The organism is Micromonospora sp. NPDC047465 (genome assembly GCF_040643125.1).
Lineage (GTDB): Bacteria > Actinomycetota > Actinomycetes > Mycobacteriales > Micromonosporaceae > Micromonospora.
Window position 1 is genome coordinate 175,181 of the sequence record NZ_JBEYTP010000004.1, and the last position, 19,688, is coordinate 194,868.

20 protein-coding genes are annotated in these 19,688 nt (G+C 74.5%); 9 read left to right on the plus strand and 11 right to left on the minus strand.

All coding sequences use genetic code 11. From position 1 onward, the window contains the following. Positions 1 to 10: 10 nt before the first annotated feature. From ABZ793_RS06460 to ABZ793_RS06480, 5 genes are all read right to left on the minus strand, one after another. A complete protein-coding gene (locus tag ABZ793_RS06460; protein ID WP_357453181.1) occupies positions 11 to 835 on the minus strand; it encodes a hypothetical protein in 825 nt (274 codons plus the stop codon). Between the two features lie 194 nt (positions 836 to 1,029). Next, positions 1,030 to 1,710, minus strand: a complete 681-nt coding sequence (locus tag ABZ793_RS06465) for an FKBP-type peptidyl-prolyl cis-trans isomerase (protein ID WP_357452840.1) — start codon at positions 1,708 to 1,710, stop codon at positions 1,030 to 1,032. A gap of 163 nt (positions 1,711 to 1,873) precedes the next feature. Further along, a complete protein-coding gene (trxA, locus tag ABZ793_RS06470) occupies positions 1,874 to 2,221 on the minus strand; it encodes a thioredoxin (protein WP_357452843.1) in 348 nt (115 codons plus the stop codon). After that, positions 2,191 to 2,583: a MerR family transcriptional regulator gene (locus ABZ793_RS06475; RefSeq protein WP_357452846.1), complete on the minus strand. Its 393-nt coding sequence runs from the start codon at positions 2,581 to 2,583 to the stop codon at positions 2,191 to 2,193. The genes trxA and ABZ793_RS06475 overlap by 31 nt, the downstream gene beginning before the upstream one ends. 112 nt (positions 2,584 to 2,695) lie before the next feature. Continuing rightward, positions 2,696 to 3,712 carry a Ku protein gene (locus ABZ793_RS06480; RefSeq protein ID WP_357452849.1) on the minus strand — a complete coding sequence of 339 codons (1,017 nt, stop codon included), beginning with the start codon at positions 3,710 to 3,712 and terminating at the stop codon, positions 2,696 to 2,698. 85 nt (positions 3,713 to 3,797) lie between these two features. Here ABZ793_RS06480 and ligD (ABZ793_RS06485) point away from each other — a divergent pair, with 85 nt between their 5' ends. After that, positions 3,798 to 4,739 (plus strand): non-homologous end-joining DNA ligase, encoded by a 942-nt coding sequence (gene ligD, locus ABZ793_RS06485; protein WP_357452852.1) that lies wholly within the window; start codon positions 3,798 to 3,800, stop codon positions 4,737 to 4,739. Next, a complete protein-coding gene (gene ligD / locus ABZ793_RS06490) occupies positions 4,729 to 5,640 on the plus strand; it encodes a non-homologous end-joining DNA ligase (RefSeq protein WP_357452855.1) in 912 nt (303 codons plus the stop codon). The genes ligD (ABZ793_RS06485) and ligD (ABZ793_RS06490) overlap by 11 nt, the downstream gene beginning before the upstream one ends. A 35-nt stretch (positions 5,641 to 5,675) precedes the next feature. On the opposite strand, the gene ABZ793_RS06495 is transcribed toward ligD (ABZ793_RS06490), so the two are convergent. Beyond that, positions 5,676 to 6,524, minus strand: coding sequence for a hypothetical protein (locus tag ABZ793_RS06495; RefSeq protein WP_357452858.1), 849 nt, complete (start codon positions 6,522 to 6,524; stop codon positions 5,676 to 5,678). Between the two features lie 136 nt (positions 6,525 to 6,660). Between ABZ793_RS06495 and ABZ793_RS06500 the strand changes: the two genes are divergently transcribed. Continuing rightward, a complete protein-coding gene (locus ABZ793_RS06500; protein WP_357452861.1) occupies positions 6,661 to 7,425 on the plus strand; it encodes a TIGR03089 family protein in 765 nt (254 codons plus the stop codon). Beyond that, positions 7,425 to 8,021 carry a dihydrofolate reductase family protein gene (locus tag ABZ793_RS06505; RefSeq protein ID WP_357452864.1) on the plus strand — a complete coding sequence of 199 codons (597 nt, stop codon included), beginning with the start codon at positions 7,425 to 7,427 and terminating at the stop codon, positions 8,019 to 8,021. The genes ABZ793_RS06500 and ABZ793_RS06505 overlap by 1 nt, the downstream gene beginning before the upstream one ends. Positions 8,022 to 8,527: 506 nt before the next feature. Here the strand turns inward: ABZ793_RS06505 and ABZ793_RS06510 are convergent. Beyond that, the gene (locus ABZ793_RS06510; protein WP_357452867.1) at positions 8,528 to 10,207 is read right to left on the minus strand and encodes a DNA repair helicase XPB; all 1,680 of its coding nucleotides are present in this window, start codon (positions 10,205 to 10,207) and stop codon (positions 8,528 to 8,530) included. Positions 10,208 to 10,383: 176 nt separating this feature from the next. Here ABZ793_RS06510 and ABZ793_RS06515 point away from each other — a divergent pair, with 176 nt between their 5' ends. Together ABZ793_RS06515 and ABZ793_RS06520 are read left to right on the plus strand one after the other, a co-directional pair. Continuing rightward, positions 10,384 to 11,250 carry a L,D-transpeptidase family protein gene (locus tag ABZ793_RS06515; RefSeq protein WP_357452870.1) on the plus strand — a complete coding sequence of 289 codons (867 nt, stop codon included), beginning with the start codon at positions 10,384 to 10,386 and terminating at the stop codon, positions 11,248 to 11,250. A 129-nt stretch (positions 11,251 to 11,379) separates the two neighbouring features. After that, complete coding sequence (locus tag ABZ793_RS06520; RefSeq protein WP_350701735.1) at positions 11,380 to 11,628, plus strand: hypothetical protein; 249 nt, start codon at positions 11,380 to 11,382, stop codon at positions 11,626 to 11,628. 60 nt (positions 11,629 to 11,688) lie between these two features. Here the strand turns inward: ABZ793_RS06520 and ABZ793_RS06525 are convergent, their stop codons facing one another. Beyond that, positions 11,689 to 14,172: a helicase-associated domain-containing protein gene (locus tag ABZ793_RS06525; protein ID WP_357452874.1), complete on the minus strand. Its 2,484-nt coding sequence runs from the start codon at positions 14,170 to 14,172 to the stop codon at positions 11,689 to 11,691. 87 nt (positions 14,173 to 14,259) lie between these two features. Here ABZ793_RS06525 and ABZ793_RS06530 point away from each other — a divergent pair, with 87 nt between their 5' ends. Both ABZ793_RS06530 and ABZ793_RS06535 read left to right on the plus strand, forming a co-directional pair. Next, positions 14,260 to 14,883, plus strand: a complete 624-nt coding sequence (locus tag ABZ793_RS06530) for an HAD family hydrolase (protein WP_357452877.1) — start codon at positions 14,260 to 14,262, stop codon at positions 14,881 to 14,883. 28 nt (positions 14,884 to 14,911) lie between these two features. Then, positions 14,912 to 15,298: a cold shock domain-containing protein gene (locus ABZ793_RS06535; protein WP_091098926.1), complete on the plus strand. Its 387-nt coding sequence runs from the start codon at positions 14,912 to 14,914 to the stop codon at positions 15,296 to 15,298. Here the strand turns inward: ABZ793_RS06535 and ABZ793_RS06540 are convergent. From ABZ793_RS06540 to ABZ793_RS06550, 3 genes are all read right to left on the minus strand, one after another. Continuing rightward, on the minus strand, positions 15,259 to 16,152 hold the full coding sequence (locus ABZ793_RS06540; protein ID WP_357452880.1) for a 1,4-dihydroxy-6-naphthoate synthase: 894 nt from the start codon (positions 16,150 to 16,152) through the stop codon (positions 15,259 to 15,261). The two genes, ABZ793_RS06535 and ABZ793_RS06540, sit on opposite strands and share 40 nt — an antisense overlap. 300 nt (positions 16,153 to 16,452) lie before the next feature. After that, complete coding sequence (locus ABZ793_RS06545) at positions 16,453 to 17,103, minus strand: futalosine hydrolase (RefSeq protein ID WP_357452883.1); 651 nt, start codon at positions 17,101 to 17,103, stop codon at positions 16,453 to 16,455. Further along, positions 17,100 to 18,758, minus strand: coding sequence for an MFS transporter (locus ABZ793_RS06550; RefSeq protein ID WP_357452886.1), 1,659 nt, complete (start codon positions 18,756 to 18,758; stop codon positions 17,100 to 17,102). The genes ABZ793_RS06545 and ABZ793_RS06550 overlap by 4 nt, the downstream gene beginning before the upstream one ends. An 87-nt stretch (positions 18,759 to 18,845) precedes the next feature. On the opposite strand from ABZ793_RS06550, the gene ABZ793_RS06555 reads away from it, so the two are divergent. After that, on the plus strand, positions 18,846 to 19,685 hold the full coding sequence (locus ABZ793_RS06555) for a DUF3027 domain-containing protein (RefSeq protein ID WP_357452889.1): 840 nt from the start codon (positions 18,846 to 18,848) through the stop codon (positions 19,683 to 19,685). Positions 19,686 to 19,688 lie beyond the last annotated feature (3 nt).

Below are 19,688 nucleotides of genomic sequence, written 5' to 3' on the forward strand. Positions count from 1 at the left end.
CGGGCGGCGGTCAGCTCTGCGGGGTGGGCAGGCCGATCGGGTTCTCCTCGGGGATGACGAAGTGGGCGGCGCGGGCGATCGGTTCGAGCAGCTCCCGGAGCCGGTCGGCGCGCTCGGGGCCGAGCGCCCGCCACGGTCGCGCGGCGGCGGCATCGGTGGCGTCCTCGATCGCCCGGAACCGGGCGCGGCCCTGCGCGGTCGCCTCGCCCTCGGCGGTGAGCCAGCCCCGCTCGGCCAGCCGGGCACGGGCAGCGGCCCACTGCTCCTCGGCCCAGCCCCGCCCGGCCAGGTACTGCGGGGACAGGCCGACCGCGACCCGCCAGGCCAGCGTCTCCACCGGGTCGAGGTCGGCCGCGACCAGCGCCCCGACGTGCCCGTCGCCCCGGTGCTCCCGCAGCGTCGTGGCGGCCTGCCACAGCCGGGCCAGCGGGTACTCGCCGCGCGGCAGGGCGGCGTTGGCCGCGCCGAGCACCCGGCCGGCGGGCTCCACCTCGGCGGCGGCCGCCTCCAGCAGCTCGGCCGCCTCGACCAGGTGCGACTCGGGCAGCTCGTAGGTCAGCTCGGCCAGCGCCTGCACCGCGCCGGTGAGCCGGGCGCGCAGCGCCTCCGGCGGGGTGGCGAGCCGCCAGACGGCCGGCAGCGCCCGCGCCACGGTGTGCGGGGCGAAGTTGAAGAACGACCCGACCACCGGCGCGGCGTCGACGGGCCCGAGCGGCGCCGCCCGGCCGGCGAAGTAGCCGCGCCAGAAGCCGCGCAGCCCGACCGCCTCGAAGGCGGCGCGGGCACGGGGATGGAAGTAGGTGACCGCGTGGACCGGCTCGAAGTGCGTCCACATCACCCGGGCGGTCCGCCCCGCGTCGTCCAGCGCCGTCACGTGCACCTCCGCGTCCGGTCCGGTGGTCACCCCGGACGGCGGGCGCCCGGGGTGACGCTGAACCTACTGCTGGTCGGTGAAGGGCCGGAAGCCCTCTGTGGGCTACTGCATCACACCGGGGCGACAACCCGGGCGAACCGGGCCGGCCACCCGGGTCACTGGGCCGCGAGCACGTCCACGACGAAGCGCAGCGGGCCGGTCGGCCGCCCGCTGGAGGGGTCGTTGCCGTACGCCAGCTCGGCCGGGATGTCGAGCTGCACGCGGCTGCCGACGGTCACCCCGACCAGGCCCTGGTCCCAGCCGGGGATGACCTGACCGACGCCGATCGCGAAGGAGGCCGGCTGGCCGGCGTTCCACGACGAGTCGAACTCCTTGCCGTCCTTGTAGAACACGCCCACGTAGTTCGTGGTGATCGTCTGGCCCTTCTGCACCGCCGGGCCGGTGCCCTTGATCAGCGGAGTCACGGTGAGCTTCTTCAGCTCGCCCTTGCCGGCGGCGATCGTCGGCTTGGTGCCCAGGGCCGGGTCCGCACCCGCCGGGAGCTGCGGAGCGGGGGGCGCGTCGGCGGCCGGGGCGGTGGCGGACGCCGACGGGGTGCCCGCTGCCTGCTCCTTCGAGTCGTCGCCGTTCTGCCCGATCGTCACGAAGACGGTGATCAGCACCGCGACCACGGCGACGCCGGCGAGCCCGCCGGCCCACGCCTGCCGGCGACGCTTCGCCTCGGCCGCCTTCTGCGCCGCCAACTGGGCGGCCAGCCGCCGCTCCGACTTCTGGGCTCGGTTCTGCGTACGCTCGCTCACGGCGTCGACTCCCTGCTGCGAAGGTGTGGCCGGCATCGGAGTGCCGGGAGGGGAAAGCCGACGCACACGGTACCCGCCCCGACGCCTACCGCGCCGCCTCGGCCGTCCCGCTTCCACCACGCGGGCCACCCCCGCCCCACCAGCACCTGCAGGAACGCCCGGGGCAGGGCGGCGGCCAAGCGGGCCGCCGCCCACGGGCTCAGCCGGCCAGGTGCCGGGCCAGGGACTGCCGCAGGTGGTGCTTCGGCCGCGCCCCGACGATCGAGCCGACCACCTCGCCCCGGTGGAAGACCAGGAGGGTGGGCAGGGACAGCACGCCGTACGTGCGCGTGGTGTCCGGGTTGGCGTCGGTGTCGATCGTGGCGAAGACCAGCTGCCCGGCGAACTCCCCGGCCAGCTCGGCGAGGCTGCGGGAGATCGCCCGGCACGGCGGGCACCAGTCGGCCCAGAAGTCGACCACCACCGGCCGGTCGGCGGCGAGCACCACGGCGGCGAAGGTGTCGTCGGTGACGGCGGTCAGCGAGCCGTGCGGCGCAGTCTGGAGCATGTTTCCTCCCGGTGGGCGATGGCGTGGGCGAGCTGGTCCCGCAGCTCCTGCCGGACCGCGTGCAGTCGGTCGATGCCGGCGTCCACCTCGGCCAGCTTCCGCCGCAGCACCGCGACGGAGTCCGGGCAGACGTGGCCGGCGGCGTTGCCGGCCCGGAGGCAGGCGACGAACGGGCGGATGTCGTCGAGCCCGAAGCCCACCGCGAGCAGGGCCCGGATCTCGCGTACGACGTGCAGCTCCGCCTCGTCGTAGACCCGGTAGCCGTTGGCCGAGCGGGCCGCCCGGACCAGGCCGTGCGTCTCGTAGTAGCGCAGGGTCCGGGTGCTCGTGCCGGCGCGTTCCGCCAGCTCACCGATCAGCATCCGACCTCCCTCGTCCGACGCGACCGACGCTAGACCTTGCCACCGGCGTCAAGGCAACCCGCGCGGTGCGCCGGGCAGGCGTCGGCGGCCGGGGGACGCGGGCCGGTGCGGGTCAGGCGGTCTTGCGGGCCGCCTTCTTCGGGGCCGCCTTCTTCGCCGCGGGCTTCTTCTCGCCCTCGGCGGCCTTCTTCGGGGCTGCCTTCTTCGCGGCCGTCTTCTTGGGCGCCGCCTTCTTCTCGGCGGCCTTCTTGGCCGGTGCCTTGGCCGCCTTCTTCTCGGCCGCCTTCTTCTGGGCGGAACGGGCCGCCGAGATCGGGGTCGGCTCGCCGCCACCGCCGGCCGGCGCCTCGCCCCGGGCGGCCTTGGCCCGCTCCACGGACGCCTTCAGCGCCGCCATCAGGTCCACCGCCGCCGCCGGGGCCTCCTCGACCTCCTCCGGCTGGACCACCTCGCGGCCCTCCACCTTCGCGTCGATGACCTCCTGGAGGGCCGCCCGGTAGTCGTCGGTGAACGCGTCCGGCTCGAACTCGCCGGCCATCGAGTCGATCAGCGAGCTGGCCATGGCCAGCTCCGGCGGGCGGACCTTCAGGTCCTCGTCCAGGAAGCCGAAGTCGGGGCTACGGATCTCGTCCGGCCAGAGCATCGTGTTGAGCAGCAGCACGCCCTCCCGGACCCGCAGCGTGGCGAGCTGTTCCCGCTGGCGCAGCGCCACCTTGACGATCGCCACCCGCTCCGAGTCGGCGAGCGCGTCGCGTAGCAGCACGTACGGCTTGGTGGCGGTGCCCTCCGGCTCCAGGAAGTACGCCTTGTTGTAGAGGATCGGGTCGACCTGCTCGGCGGGGACGAACTCCAGCACGTCGATCGCGTGCGAGGTGGACAGCGGCAGGTCGGCGAAGTCCTCGTCGGTCAGGATCACCATCTCGCCGCCGCCGATGTCGTAGCCCTTGGCGATGTCGTCGTAGGTGACCTCCTCGCCGCAGACCTGGCAGGTGCGCTTGTAACGGATCCGGCCGCCGTCATCCCGGTGCACCTGGTGGAAGCGGATGTCCTTCTCCTCGGTGGCCGAGTAGACCCGCACCCCGATCGAGACCAGCCCGAACGAGACCGCTCCCTTCCAGATGGCCCGCATCCCGTGCTCCTCTCGCCGGTACTGCCCAGGATCCCAAAAGATCGAAGGCCACGCGAGCGCTTCCGTGCGCAAGTACAGTCATGGGGTGCCCGGCGCGCCGCTCAAGCCGATGCTCGCGATGACCGGGCAGCTCCCGGCGGGTTCCGGCTGGGCGTACGAGTTCAAGTGGGACGGCGTCCGCGCGCTCGCCGACATCTCCGGCGGCCGGCAGCACCTGTACGCCCGCTCCGGCGTCGAGATCACCGTGGCGTACCCCGAGCTGGCCACCCTCCAGAAGCAGGTGGGCGACGCGCTGCTCGACGGCGAGGTGGTGCTGCTCGGCGAGCACGGCCAGCCCTCGTTCACCGCCCTGGCGGAGCGGATGCACGTCCGCGACCGGAACAAGGCCGCCCGGCTGGCGGCGACCATCCCCGTGACGTACATGATCTTCGACCTGCTCCGGCTCGACGGCGAGGACCTGACCGGCTGGTCGTACGCCCGCCGGCGGGAGGCGCTGGACGGCCTCGCGCTCGGCGGCGCCCGGTGGGCGGTGTCGCCGGTCTTCCCGGACGGCCTGGCCACCTACGAGGCGGCGGGCGAGCACGGCCTGGAGGGGGTGATGGCCAAGCGGGTCGACTCGGTCTACCGCCCGGGGGTGCGCTCGCCGGACTGGGTGAAGGTCAAGCTGGAGGTGACCGGCGACTTCGTGGTCGGCGGCTGGCGGCCCGGGGCGCGGAAGATCGGCGGCCTGCTGGTCGGGGTGCCGCGCCCGGACGGGCGGCTCACCTACCGGGGGCGGGTCGGCGGCGGCATCGGCGCGGCCATCGAGCGGGAACTGCTCCGCGAGCTGGAGCCGCTGCGCACCGGCGGGTCGCCGTTCGCCGACGCCCTGCCGCGCGAGGATGCGCGGGGCGCGATCTGGGTAACACCGAAGGTCGTGGTGGAGGTGAAGTACGGCCAGCGCACCCCGGACGGGCGGTTGCGGTTCCCCCGGGTGCTCCGGCTGCGACCGGACAAGCCCGCCGAGGAGGTCGACGATGCCGGGTGAGCGGTTGAAGGTGGACGTCGAGGGGCGTTCGCTGGAGGTGTCCAACCTGGACAAGGTGCTCTATCCCGACGCGGGGTTCACCAAGGGCGAGGTGATCGACTACTACACCCGCATCGCCCCGGTGCTCCTGCCGCACCTGCAAGGCCGGGCGCTGACCCGGATCCGCTTCCCCAACGGGGTCACCGGCGGCTCGTTCTTCGAGAAGAACGCCCCGGCCGCCACCCCTGGCTGGGTACGCACCGAGACGCTGCCCGCGCCCGGGTCGAGCAAGGGCCGGGAGACCATCGACTACGTGGTCGCCGACGACCTGCCCACCCTGGTCTGGCTGGCCAACCTCGCCGCGCTGGAGCTGCACACCCCACAGTGGAAGATCGGCGAGCACCCGGACATGATGGTGGTCGACCTGGATCCGGGACCGCCGGCGGCGCTGCGTCAGTGCTGCCAGGTGGCGTTGCTGATGCGGGACCGGCTCGCCGAGGACGGCATCGACAGCTACCCGAAGACGTCCGGGAAGAAGGGCATGCAGCTCTGCTGCCCGATCGCCGGCACGCAGGACGCCGAGGACGTGTCCGCCTACGCCAAGCGGATCGCCCAGGAGCTGGAACGGGCGCACCCGAAACTGGTCGTGTCGAAGATGGCGAAGAACCTGCGGCCCGGCAAGGTCTTCATCGACTGGAGCCAGAACAACGCGGCCAAGACGACCGTGTCGCCGTACTCGCTGCGGGCCCAGTCGGTGCCGTCCGTGTCCACCCCGCTGACCTGGGACGAGGTGGAGGCGGGCGCGGCCGGGAAGCGGCCGGCCACCAAGCCGTACGTGGCGAGCGAGGTGCTCAAGCGGGTGGAGAAGGACGGAGACCTGCTCGCCCCGCTGCTCGACGGTGGCCCCGAGCTGCCGGTGTGACGGTCAGCGGGTCCCGCGTGCGCCTTGCCGCTGGCTCAACGTGGCGGCGTCGGTTGACCGGCATCGGTGCCCGGGATCCGCACAGCGGTGCTCCAGTCGCCGAGGAAGGCGTCGTTTTCGAGGTCCAGGGCGATGTCCAGGTCGCCGCCGAAGCTGATGCCGCCCAGTCGGCACACCTCGATGTACCAGGGCGACAGGCCGTCGCGCACTCCGTCGGGGGACATGTCGGTGCCGCCCAGGTGTTCGGCGTGGAAGACGTCGAACCTGTCCGGCACGTCGACGTAGGCGTCGCCGTCGGACGGGAAACTCACCGGTGGCACGCCTGCGTTGGGGTCGTCGCGGGGCACCAGCCACAGTGAGCCGTACACGCCGTGCCTCGCCCGCCAGGAGGTGTTGTCGACCTCGCCGTCGGCGAGCGAGGGCGCCGCGGTGGGTCGGGCGACCCGTGGCCCGTTCAGCTCCGCCTCGGTGAGCCACACCATGGCGAGCAGGGACGCGACGCCGTCGTCGGCGACCTGCAGTCGTGGGTGGGCCCTGGCCCGGGCGAGTTCGGCCCAGAACGGGTGCTCGGGCTGTGCGACGTCGACGGGTCCTCCGGCCATGATCGTGGTGATCTCCGGCGCCGGGTCCTTGAAGTAGAGCTCGTCCTCCCATTGGAAAACGGCGACGGCCACCAGATCGGGTCCGCGCCGCCGGTACGCCTCGGGCAACCACAGCGTGAAGCAGTGCAGCATCGGTTGACCGGTGCGCGGGGACCTGGGCCAGGTCCGGACGTCGATGCCCGGCCCGGCATGGTCGGCCCATCCCGCGGGCAGCCTGGGCCGCTCCCCGGCCTCGTCATCGACGTCGTCGTCGGTCCAGATGTCGTACGCCTCGGTCAGCACGGGCGGACAGTAGCGCACCCTGACCGGCAGGGGTTCAGGTGACGCCGATCCGTTCGCATGCCCGCCGGCACGTCAGTGGAATGCTGGTCCGACGCTGGTTGAGTAGGGTGGCCTGAGCCTGCCCGAGGAGTGCGTGATGATCCTGACCGATGCCCTCGTCCGGGAGTCGCCGGCCGGTGACCGGCCCGCCGGGGTGGACCAGCCGCTGCTGACGTACCTCGACGACGCGACCGGTGAGCGGGTCGACCTGACCGCCACGGAGCTGGGCGGCTGGGCGGCGCGGGCCGCCGGGCTGCTGCGTGAGGGCTGCGGGCTGGGCGTCGGCGACCGGGCCGCGGTGCTGCTCCCGGCCCACTGGCAGACCGCCGCCGTGCTGCTGGGCGCCTGGTCGGCCGGGGTGGCGGTGTCGTTCCGCCCCCGGGCGACCGCCGGGCTGCCGCAGCTCGGGCCCGGCGACGACGAGCCGTTCGACGCGGTCTTCGTCAGCGCGAAGCGGCTGGACGACTGGCTGGAGGACGTGCCCGAGGGCCGGCACCGCTACGTCCTCGGGCTCGGGTCCGCCCCGTTGGCCGAGGTGCCCCTGGGCTACCTGGACTGGCTCGCCGAGGTGGGCCGGCACACCGACGCGCTGCCCGCGTCCGCTCCGTTGACCAGCGCCGACGCGGCCAGCCCGGACGGCACGAGCTACCGCCAGTGGGGCAGCGTCGCGCGGGCCGTGGCCGAGCGGCTCGACCTGCGGGCCGGCGACCGGCTGCTGGTCGACGTCGCCGAGCACGAGCAGCCCGTGTACTGGCTGCTGGCGCCGCTGGCCGTCGGCGCGTCGGTGGTGCTCTGCGCCAACCTCGACCCGGCGACCCTGGAAGCCCGGATCGCCGCCGAGCAGATCACCCGGGTGCTCTGATGGCCGGGGTCTACACCGAGGCGAGCATGTCGCTGGACGGCTACATCTCCGGTCCGGGCGAGAGCGGCTTCGACCTGCTCTTCCGCTGGTACGAGAACGGCGACGTCCCCGTGCCGACCGCCAAGCCGGACATGACGTTCCGCACCTCCCCGGCGAGCGCCGGCCACGTGCGCCGCACCATGGACGAGACCGGCGCCCTGGTCGTCGGCCGGCGACTCTTCGACCTGATCGGCGGCTGGGACGGCCGGCACCCCCTGGACAAGCCGGTCGTGGTGGTCACCCACCACGTGCCGGACGGCTGGCCCCGGCCGGACGCGCCGTTCACCTTCGTCACCGAGGGCATCGAGGCCGCCGTCGCGCAGGCCCGGGAGCTGGCCGGCGACCGCTGGGTCGGGGTCAACGGCGGCACCATCGCCCGCCAGTGCCTCGACGCCGGGCTGCTGGACGAGATCCGGGTCAACCTCGTGCCGGTCCTGCTCGGCGGCGGGGTGCCGTTCTTCGACCAGCTCGGCCACCCGCCGGTCGAGCTGACCGGGCCGACGGTGATCGAGGGCGACCAGGTCACCCACCTCTACTACCGGGTCCGCCGGCCGTAGCCGCCCGGCAGTCCCGACCGCCCGTCCGCGCCGGCTCACCCATCGCCCCACGGCCGGGACCACACCGCCCCCGCCCCCTTTGGCGATCTTGGACAGTTGTCGTTCCCAGCGAGCGGAAACTGTCCAAGATTTGGCCGAAGCGCTTATTGGAAGAGCCTGCCGGGCCTTCTGGAGCGGCCCCGCTTGCTGATCATGGAATCCCTGCGCCTGCGGCGCACCATGATCGACTTTGTCTGCCTCTTCAGAGCTTGGAGGATCCTGTCCCTCATCGCATGCCTCTTCTCGCGTATGTCGGGTCGGCCATCGCGATTCCGCGCCGGGCCGTGGCCCAGCGTGATGGTGGTGCGGGCCCACGGGCCCGAGTCCGTCGCCGGTCTCGCAGCCCGCGTACCCGGGCAGAGATCAGTCATTCGTCAGCGTCGGGCCACACCGCTGAGCCGGTGCCAGGCCCGCCACACCGACCGCAGGGACGTGCGCTTCCCGCGAGGTCTGTCCGGTGACGGGAGTCAGTCGACCGTCGGCAGCTTCGGGCCGAGGACGTCGTCGGCGTCGACGATCGTGTACGCGTACCCCTGCTCCGCCAGGAAGCGCTGGCGGTGGGCGGCGTACTCGGTGTCGATGGTGTCCCGGGAGACGACCGTGTAGAAGTGCGCCTGCCGGCCGTCGGCCTTGGGCCGCAGCACCCGCCCGAGGCGCTGCGCCTCCTCCTGCCGCGAGCCGAACGTGCCGGAGACCTGGATCGCCACCGCCGCCTCGGGCAGGTCGATGGAGAAGTTGCCGACCTTCGAGATCACCAGGGTGCGGATCTCCCCGGAGCGGAACGCGTCGAAGAGCCGCTCCCGTTCCTTGTTGGTGGTCGAGCCCTGCACGATCGGCGCGTCGAGGTAGTCGCCGAGCTGGTGCAGTTGCTCGATGTAGCCGCCGATCACCAGCGTCTGCTCGCCCGGGTGCCGGTCCACCAGCGCCTTGACCACGGGCAGCTTCGTGCGGGCGGTCGCCGCCATCCGGTAGCGCTCCTCGGCCTCCGCCGTCGCGTACGACATGCGCTCCGCGTCGGTGAGCGTCACGCGTACCTCGGTGCACTGGGCCGGGGCGATCCAGCCCTGCGACTCGATGTCCTTCCACGGCGCGTCGTACCGCTTCGGGCCGATCAGGCTGAACACGTCGCCCTCCCGGCCGTCCTCGCGGACCAGCGTCGCCGTCAGCCCGAGCCGGCGGCGGGCCTGGAGGTCCGCGGTGAACCGGAAGATCGGCGCGGGCAGCAGGTGCACCTCGTCGTAGACGACCAGGCCCCAGTCGCGCGCCCCGAACAGGTCCAGGTGGGTGAACGCGCCGCCGCGCCGCGAGGTGAGCACCTGGTACGTGGCGATGGTGACCGGGCGGATCTCCTTGCGCTCGCCCGAGTACTCGCCGATCTCCTCCTCGGTCAGGGAGGTGCGGGCGATCAGCTCGCGCTTCCACTGCCGCCCGGCGACCGTGTTGGTGACCAGGATCAGCGTGGTGGCCTTCGCCTCGGCCATCGCCGCCGCCCCGACCAGCGTCTTGCCCGCGCCACAGGGCAGCACCACCACGCCCGACCCGCCGGCCCAGAACGCCTCCACGGCCTCCCGCTGGTACGACCGCAGCGTCCACGGCTTGCCGCCGTCCTTGCCGGCCTCGGCCAGCTCGATCGGGTGCGCCTCGCCGTCGACGTAGCCGGCCAGGTCCTCGGCCGGCCAGCCCAGCTTGAGCAGCGCCTGCTTGAGCCGGCCCCGCTCGGACGGGTGCACCGCGATCGTGTCGTCGTCGATCTTCGCGCCGAGCATGCCGGCGAGCTTCTTGCTCTTGGCGACCTCGATCAGCACCACCCGGTCCAGGGCCCGCAGCACCAGCCCGTGCGCCGGGTCGTTGGTGAGCTGGAGCCGGCCGTACCGGTCCATCGTCTCGGCCACGTCGACCAGCAGCGCGTGCGGCACCGGGTACCGCGAATACTTGATCAGCGCGTCCACCACGGCCTCGGCGTCGTGCCCGGCGGCGCGCGCGTTCCACAGCCCGAGCGGGGTCAGCCGGTAGGTGTGCACGTGTTCCGGGGAGCGCTCCAGCTCCGCGAAGGGCGCGATGGCCATCCGGCACGCCTGCGCGTCGGGGTGGTCGATCTCCAGCAGCAGGGTCTTGTCCGACTGCACGATCAGGGGTCCACCGCTCACGCCAGTGCCTCTCCTCCGCATCGGGTCGCCGGCTGTCCGGGAGGTGACTGACCCGCCCCGGGCCGACCCACCAGTGTTGCACGTATCCGGGTGACGCCAGAAAAATCTGGACACGGGGCGCAACCGGAGCGGTACTCGCAACGTCTAGCAATAGGACACCTGTCACGGGAGGCGCCATGAAACACGTCCGGATCACCACCCGGCTCGTCGCCCTGGCAGTGGCCACGCTGGTCGGCGCCGGTGCGTGCGCGTTCGAGCCGCGGGCCGACGGAGGTGGGGGCGGGGGTCCCGTCCCGGTCGGTGCCACGGAGCAGTTAACGGGGGCGAGCGGTGCGCCCGGGCCGGACCAGCGGGCCGGCGCGGCGACGGCGAAGCCGGCGGTGAAGCCCGCGCCGAACCGTCCGAGGCCGACCCGGCCCGCGCCGAAGCCCACCACGTCGCCGTCGGCCGCCGGCTGCCCGCAGGGGGAGCACCAGCGCGCGGTGGAGGCGTACCTCGCCCGGCTGGGCGGTTTCGGGACGCTGACCGTGGACGGCCGCCAGTCCGCCGCCGACTGCGCCGCGATCAAGAAGTTCCAGAAGCGGTACGACATCCGCCCCGCCCACGGCCGCGCGGGGCCCACCACCCACGACGTGGCGAAGCGGCTCGCCACCACCGACACGGCGCGCTGCAAGGCCGGCTCGGGCACCACCTTCTGCATCGACCTGACCCGGCAGACGACCTGGGTGATGCGCAACGGCAAGGTGCTCGTGAAGCCGACGGTCACCCGGACGGGGATGCCCGGCTACCGCACCCCGGCCGGCACCTTCAAGATCAACTATCGCAACATCAAGGAGTGGTCCGACCCGTACGAGGTCTGGCTCCCGTACTGGCAGCACTTCACGCAGGGAATGGGCTTCCACGAGACCACGACCTACCTGCACAACAAGGCGATCGGCTCGCACGGCTGCGTCAACCTGCTGCACGCCGACGCGGTCCGGTACTGGGAGCTGGGCAAGGTCGGCAGCCGGGTGGTGCTGGTCGGGCGGCGCCCCGGCACCTGAGCCGCCGCCCCGGGGTCCCGTCCCGTCCGCGTCGCACATGTCGTCCGATCGGGGTTTTATCCCCTGTCACTCCGGTCACCCGAGTGACACGCTGGAGTGCCAGGTGTCGGACGGACGGGGAGGCTGGAGATGACGGTCGACCGGGAAGCGAGACCGGAGCACAGTGCCGAGCGCGACCGGTCGCCGGACGAGGGGGTCTCCACCGTCACCGTCGTCGCGTACGCGGCCGCCGCGGCGGTGCTCCTCGGCTGGTTCCTCTTCGGCTGGCTGGTGCTCGAACAGGGCTTCGTCGACTCGGTCGGCGAGTCGGCCGGCGCCGGGTTCGCGCTGCTGCTGATCGTCTCCGTCGTCGGGACGGTACGCCGCAGCCGGCGCTGACCCGCCCGAGGCCGCCGGCCCTGCCGGAGAAACGACCCCGTGGGGGACGGGCGCCGACGTTCAGTCCTCCAGCACCGCCGCCGTGATCCGGTGCAGGGCGAAGGTGTGCAGCATCTCCGTCCGCTCGTCCTCGGCGCGCAGGTAGCCGGCGCCGATCGAGACCGGCCGGACCAGCCGGGACGCGGTCGCCCCGTGCGCGTCGACGTACCCGACCCAGACCAGCGCCTTGTCCCGCACCGCCTGCTGGAGCACGGCGAGGGCGTCGCTGTGGGTGTGCACCGGCGCCGGCCCGGTACGCGCCGCACCGCCCCGGACCACCGCCGGCGCGCGCCGCGCCGCCCGGGCCGCCGCGTCGCCGCGCCGGATCTGCTCCACCACGCCCAGCAGGCGGGGCATGGACAGCTTCGGCGCGGTCAGCGGGTCGAGGGTCCGGGTCGTCACCGACACCCGGGCCGGGGCCCGGCGGGTCTTCGGGCGGGACAGCACCGCCGCCCCGCTCGCGTCCTCCGGCACCGGGGCGTACCCGGCCTCGCGCAGGGCCGTGAGCATCCGGCCCACCTGGTACGGGGTCGACAGCACCGTCGGCGCGAGCCGGCGCAGCGCCAGCGACTCCAGCCGCCGGTCGGCGAGCACCTCGGTCAGCAGCGCCTCGTCGTCGCTGCGCACGTACGCCCCGGCGGAGCCGACCCGCAGCCCGCCGTGCTTGCGGGCCACGTCGTCCACCAGGTACGTCAGCCCCTGCGGGACCGGGGTGCGGGACCGGCGCCGGAACAGGGCGTGCAGGTCGTCGGCCGAGTAGCCGGCGTCCAGGGCCCGGCGCACGCTGGCCGGGGTGACCCGGTGCACGCTGGCGCCGCCGGCCGACTCGTGCTCGGCCACCACCTCCAGTTCGGCGGCGAGGGCCGGGTCGGGCGGGCCGGGCACCACGACGGTCAGGTCGGCCTGCACCAGGAAGTGGTCGACGGGGGCGGGCAGCAACGCGTCCAGCGCACGCACCGCGCCGGTCCCGTCGCCGTCCTCGGCGTCCGCGCGCAGCCCGAGCGGGTCGTCCCCGCCCCGCTCGTCGGTGGCGGTGACGTCGGCGAGCAGCAGCCGCCCGTACGAGGTGAGCGCCCCCAGGCCGGTCACGCCCAGCGTCGCCGCCTCGGTCAGCACCTCGCGGTGCGCGGCCTCCCGCCCCCGGCTGCGCCGCGGCGCCCGCCAGTCGAGCAGCGACTGCACCTCCTCGGGGGTGGGCGCGGTGGCGGGCTCCAGGTCGGCGAGCACCCCGAGGACCGCGCGTCGGGCGGCCGGCGCCCCGGCCCGTTCCGCCTCGGCCGAGAGCACGGTGATCGGCCGGTCCCGGTCGTCGCGCTGCCCGATCAGCCCGACCTGCCGGGTCATCGTCAGCCAGGCCCGGCCGAGCTGCTCCCAGCGCTGCGCCAGCGTGCCGGCCCGCCACACCTCGTACCCGGCGGTGGGCAGCACCTGCTGGTCGGCCCCGTAGCGGGTGGTGGTGGCCCCGGGCAGGTCCACCTCGCCGATCAGCCCCGCCGCGTACGCCGCCTCCAGCAGCAGGGCGGCCGTCGGCTCGTCCACCCCGACCGCGCGGGCCAGCCGGCGCAGGTCGCGCACGCCCAGGCCGCCGGAGCGCAGCACGGGCGCCGGCTCGGCGGCGAGCTGCTCCAGCAGCGCCTCGGTGTGACGTACCGCCTCCATGGTCTGCCCGGCCCCGGCGGAGTCGGCGGCCTTCGGCTCGCGCGGCGGCGTGGCCACCGGCGGCGGGCTGGTCCGCAGCGGGCCGAGCGGGCCGCTGTCCCGGCGCAGCAGCAGGCCGACCTCCCGGGGCAGCTCGACGGCGCCGGTGGCGCTGGCCTTGTTGGGGCCGGAGACCAGCACCAGCAGGTGGTGGTCGACCAGCCACCGCACCGGCGAGCCGGTCGGCGCGCCGCCGTTGGTCGGGTCCGGGGGCAGGTCGTCCTCCGCGCCGACCGGCGGCGCCTGCAACGCGCCCGCCGGGACGCTGCCCACCGGCGGGCCGGCGGCCAGCCGGTCCAGGATGGCCCGGGCCGAGGGTGGCGCGGCCAGCAGCGTCCGCCGCAGCTTCGCCGGGTCCGCGCAGAGCGCCGCCGCCCGCGGGTCCAGCTCCGCCGCCGGCCGGCCCAGCCCCGCCGGGTACGGGGAGACCTCGTCGATGCTCTCCACCACGCGCAGGGCGCTCTCGGGGCCGTGCAGCAGGAAGAGCGCCCGCAGCCGGTTCACGGCGGTGCGGACGGAGGTGGGGGCGGGCGGGTGCGGGCCGGTGGTGGCCATGGCGAGCACCGAGGCGGTGGAGGTGGTGCCCTCGGCCGGGTCCCGGGTGAGCCGGGCGGCGTCCAGGATCTGCAGGGTGAACTGGTCGAGCCCGTCGAGCGCGCGGGCCACCGAGACCCGGGACTGGGCCCGGATGGCGAGCGCGGAGACGTCGGCGGGCACGGGCACCACGAGGTCCGGCCGCAGTTGGAGGAGGGCGGCGAGCGACTCGTCGGGCAGCGACCGCAGGTGGTCGGCGAGTGAGGTGGTCATCGTCGTTCCACGCTAGCCCGGCAGGGGGTCTTCCCGCCCCTCGGACGTCCGGCTGACCCGTGCGGACGGGCGGGTAGGTTTCTCCGCATGCCCGCACTGACGGTCGGCTTCGACCTCGACATGACCCTGGTCGACTCGCGCCCCGGCATCGCCGCCGCCTACCGGGCGCTGACCGCCCTGACGGGGGTGCACGTGGACGCCGAGGCCGCCGTGTCCCGGCTCGGCCCGCCGCTGCGTACCGAGATCGCCCGCTGGTTCCCGCCGGAGCAGGTCGACGCGGCCGTCCGCACGTACCGCGAGCTCTACCCGGCGTACGCGATCACGCCCACCGTCCCGCTGCCCGGCGCCCGCGAGGCGATCGACGCGATCCGCGCCCGCGGCGGCCGGGTGCTGGTGGTCACCTCCAAGCTGGGCCGCCTGGCCCGGCTGCACCTCGACCACCTCGGACTGGCGGTCGACGAGCTGGCCGGCGACCTGTTCGCCGAGGAGAAGGCGACCGCGCTGCGCGAGCACGGCGCCACGCACTACGTCGGCGACCATGTGGCCGACATGGTGGCCGCGCGGGCGGCGGGCGTGCCCGGCATCGCCGTCGCGACCGGCCCGTGTTCGGCCGACGAACTCCGCGCCGCCGGGGCGGAGGCGGTGCTGGATGATCTCACCGGATTCCCGGCGGCGCTGGACGGGATGATCCGGCTAGCCTTGGGGCAGTAGACGTCTCAAGCGAAGCAGGGGTTCTCAGGTGCCGACGGGTCGAGTGAAGTGGTTTGACGCGGCCAAGGGATACGGGTTTGTCACCAGCGACGAGGGTGGCGACGTGTTCCTTCCCAAGACCGCGCTACCGGCGGGTGTCACCGACCTCAAGGGCGGTCAGCGGGTCGACTTCAGCGTGGTGGACAGCCGCCGGGGCGCGCAGGCGATGGGGGTCAAGCTGCTCGACGCCCCGCCGTCGGTGGCGGAGCTGCGCCGCCGGCCGGCCGAGGAGCTGCACGGCCTCGTCGAGGACATGATCAAGGTGCTGGAGGCGAAGGTGCAGCCGGACCTGCGCCGGGGCCGCTTCCCCGACCGCAAGACCGCGCAGAAGATCGCTCAGCTGGTCCACGCCGTCGCGCGCGAGCTGGAGGTCTGAGGCACCAGCCCGGCGGCGGCGGCCCGACCGAGCAGCGCCTCCACGGCGGCGAACCCGGCGTCCCCCAGGTCGGCGGTGAACTCGTTGACGTAGAGGCCGATGTGTCGGTCCACCACGTCGGGCTCCATCTCCTGCGCGTGCGCCAGCACGTAGTCGCGGCTCGCCGCCGGGTCGGCCCAGGCCCGGCGGACCGACTCGCGGATCCACCCGGCGGCGGCCTCCGGGTCCACCGTGCCACGCCGGGCCAGGATGGCGCCGAGGGGGATGGGCAGGCCGGTGTCGGCCTCCCACCACTCGCCCAGGTCCACCAGGGCGGTCAGGCCGTGCCGTGGGTAGGTGAACCGGGCCTCGTGGATGACCAGGCCGGCGTCGTACCGGCCGGCGGCCACGCCCGGCATGATCTCGTGGAACGGCACCACCTCGATCCGCGCCGGCGGCCGGTCCGCCGCCCAGAGCCGGAAGAGCAGGTACGCCGTCGTCCGGTCGCCGGGCACCGCCACGGTCGCGCCGGTGAGGTCAGCCCGGTCGGCGAGGCCAGCGCGGTCGGCGTGCCCCGCGCTGCCCGGGCGGTCGGGTCGACCGGCGCCGTCGCCCCTGGTCAGCACCAGCGGGCCGCAGCCACGGCCGAGCGCCCCGCCGCAGGGCAGCAGGTGGTAGTCCTCCAGCAGCCACGGCAGCGCGGCGTAGCTCACCTTCACCAGGTCGAACGCGCCCCGCTCGGCGGCCGTGTTGGTCACGTCGACGTCGGCGTACGTCACCTCCACCGGCGGCGCGTCGGGCACGAGGCCGTGCACCAGGGCGTGGAAGACGAACGTGTCGTTGGGGCAGGGCGAGATCGCCAGCGAGAGCGCCACGCCCCCACGGTATCCCTGCCCGCAGCGGGCCGGCTCCGCCCGGTACCCGCGACTGTGACCTGCCCCGCGACGTGGGCCCGTCCGCGACGGGCGCGACGGGACCGGGACACACCCACGGTGCCGCCGGGCCGGGCGCGCTGCGGGCAGACCGGGGCCAGCTCGGCTCGGGCGCGGTGGTCCGCCCAAGAGCATCCGGCTGCACACAACCATGCCGGTTATCCACAGGCTTTTCCACAGGTGGGCGGCTGTTGTCGAAGTCGGCACACTCCATGGCGACGATCGAGGTGTGACGGAGCCGGGTCAGGCCAGGGCCGCGGCGGCGGTGGTCAGGGCGGCCAGCGCCTCGCGCATGCGCCACGCGTCGCGGTCGCGGGGGCCGATCGGGTTGGAGACGGTACGCAGCTCGACGAACGGGAGGCCCGCCTGGGCGGCGGCGACGGCCACCCCGTACCCCTCCATGGCCTCGGCGACCGCGTCCGGGTGCCGCCGGCGCAGCGCGTCGGTGCTGGCGGCGGTGCCGGTGACCGTGCTGACGGTCAGCACGGGGCCGACGGTGGCCGTCGGGAGCGCGGCCCGCAGCCGGGCGAGCAGGCCCGGGTCGGCGGCGAGCGCGGTGCTGCCGCCCAGCCATTCCGGGGGCATGCCCAGCTCGTCCACGGGGATGAAGCCGGCCGGCGACTCGGCGCCGAGGTCGGCGGCCACGGACACGGTGCCCAGCACCGTGGCGCCCACCTCCACCCGGCCGGCGAAGCCCCCCGCCACGCCCGCGCTGACCACGCCGCCGTAGGGCCGGCCCGCGGCCTCGGCGAGCACCAGCAGCCGGGTCGTGGTCGCGGCGGCGACGGCGGGGCCGACCCCCACCGGCAGCACCGTGGTCGTCTGGTCGGCGATGCCGGCGCGGATCGCCTCGGCTTCGGCGGGGACCGCCGTGACCACCAGCAGAGCGGTCACGAGAGCGGCCCCTGCGGCTCCCGGCGGGTCTCGTCGTCCGTCCCGCCCGGCCCGCCGACGGCCGACGAGGGCCGGTAGATGTGGTAGCCCGGCGGTGCCAGGCCGGGATCGTCCAGCGGAGAGCCGCCCTGCGTCGGGGCGGGGGAGGTGGGCGTGGGGTCGTATCGGCGCCCGGCCTCCGGGGCGGGGGAACCGGCGCCGTCGGTGTCCGGGGAGCCCGGGGCGTCGGGGTCGGCTCCGTCGGTTTCGTCGGCCAACTCGTCGTCACCGAGCGGTCGGCCGAGCAGGCGCTCCGCGCGCAGCCGGCCGGCCACCACCAGGCCCCGGGCGGCGGCCACGGTGCCGACGAGGGCGACGACGGCGATCCCGATCCGGCCGTCGAAGGGTACGAGCCCCAGCCCGCCCCCGGCGACGAAGGCGAGCATCAGCACCGTCTCCGAGTGGGCGAAGGAGCTGGCCCGCAGCCGCTCCGGGATGCGTTCCTGGATCGAGGCGTCCACGGCGAGCTTGGCGATGCCGCTGTTCAGCGCGGCGACCAGGCAGAGCAGGGCGACCATGGGCAGCGAGAACTTCAACGCGGCGAGGATCGCCACCCCGGCGACGACGACCATGCCGCTGGACTGGATCGCGGCGGGTCGGTGGATGCGCAGCCGGGTGCCGACCGCGGTGGCCAGGAAGGTGCCCACGGCGAGCGCCGCGCCGACCAGGCCCAGCGCCGCCTCGTCGCCGAGGTCCCGGCCAAAGGCCACGGTGGTCAGGTCACCCGCCTTGATCGCGAACGCCAGGAAGAGCAGCAGGAAGCCGTAGACCGCGCGCAGCGTCGCGGCGCCGATCAGGGTGGCGATCACGAGCCGGCCCGCCGGTCGCCCCCGGCCCAGCGGGCGGTCCCCGGTGCGGCGACCCAGCGCCCGCAGCGGCCGGGGCACCCGCTCCGGCGGCTCCGAGTCGGCCTTCGGGGGCAGCCGCAGGGAGATCACCATGCCCACCAGGAAGATGACCGAGGCCACCCGGAGCGGCCACTGCGGCCCGAACCAGAAGGCCGCCAGGCCGATCGGGGCGACCAGCGCGCCGGCCACCGTGCCGTAGACGCTGGCCCGAGCACCCACCTGGGACAGCCCGAGCCCCTCCGGGAGCAGCCGGGGCACGGCCGCCGAGCGGGCCACCCCGTACGCGCGGGAGAGCGCCAGCACGCCGAAGGCCGCCGGGTAGAGGCCGAAGCCGTGGATGTAGTCGGAGATCAGCCAGGCCAGGAAGGCCCGGCCGAGCATGGTGGCGGCCAGCGCGTACCGCCGGCCGTGCCGGAAGTGGTCGAGCAGCGGGCCCACCACCGGGGCGAGCATGGCGAACGGCACCATGGTCACCAGCAGGTAGAGGGCGACCTTGCTGCGCGCCTCGCCGAGCGGGACGTTGAAGAAGATCGTCCCGGCCAGGCCGATGGCGATCAGCGTGTCCCCGGCGCAGGAGACCGCGTGCAGGTCGAAGAGGCGGACCATGCCGACCTCGTCCCCGGCGCCCCGGGCGCGGGCCCGGCCGGCCCGGCGGGTCATCCAGCGTCCACCGCTGACCGAGCCCCGGAACAGCAGGCGGACGGCCTTGATGCCGGTGCCGACGGTCTGCCCGAGCACGGACCGCCCGGAGCGGGAGAACAGCGGCATGCCCACCATCCTCGCCCATCCGGTCCGCGCACGCCGCACCACTGCGCCAGAACGTCCTCGGCGGGTGCCTGTCGGTCGGCCGTACGCATGGGGAACAATGGTCGGGTGACCAGGCCCACCTCCGCCCGCGCCGCTCGTCTCGACCAGGTCTGCGCCGCTGCCGTCGAGGTGGCGCGCGACGCCATCACCGAGGTCGACGCCTCGGACATCGGCGACCACCTGCAGGCCGTCGCGGAGGGCGACCGGCTCGTCACCCACTACTTCGAGTGCCGGCTCGCCGGCTATCGCGGCTGGCGGTGGGCGGTCACCGTCACCCGGGTGCCCCGCAGCCGGCACGTCACCGTCTGCGAGACGGTGCTGCTTCCCGGCGCGGACGCGATGCTCGCCCCCGGCTGGCTGCCCTGGCAGGAACGGCTCAAGCCGGGTGACCTCGGTCCCGGCGACCTGCTGCCCACCCCGGCGGACGACGAGCGGCTCCAGCCCGGCTACGTGCTCTCGGACGACCCGGCGGTCGAGGAGACCGCCTGGGAGTTGGGGCTCGGCCGGGCCCGGGTGCTCTCCCGGGAGGGGCGCAGCGAGGCCGCCCAGCGCTGGTACGACGGCGACCACGGCCCCTCCGCCGCGATCTCGGTCGCCGCTCCCGCCGCCGCCCGCTGCGGGACCTGCGGCTTCTACCTGCCGCTCGCCGGCGCCCTGCGGCAGTCCTTCGGCGCCTGCGGCAACTTCTACGCCCCCGACGACGGCCGGGTGGTCAGCGCCGACCACGGCTGCGGCGCGCACTCGGAGACCCTGATCGAGGCCGCCGACACCCCGGTCGACGAGATGCCGACGGTCTACGACGACAGTGCGGTGGAGCCCGTGTCGGTCAGCCGGGCGCCGGGCTCGGTGGAGGCCGCGGAGCCGGCGGAGCCGTACGGCCACCCCTGACGG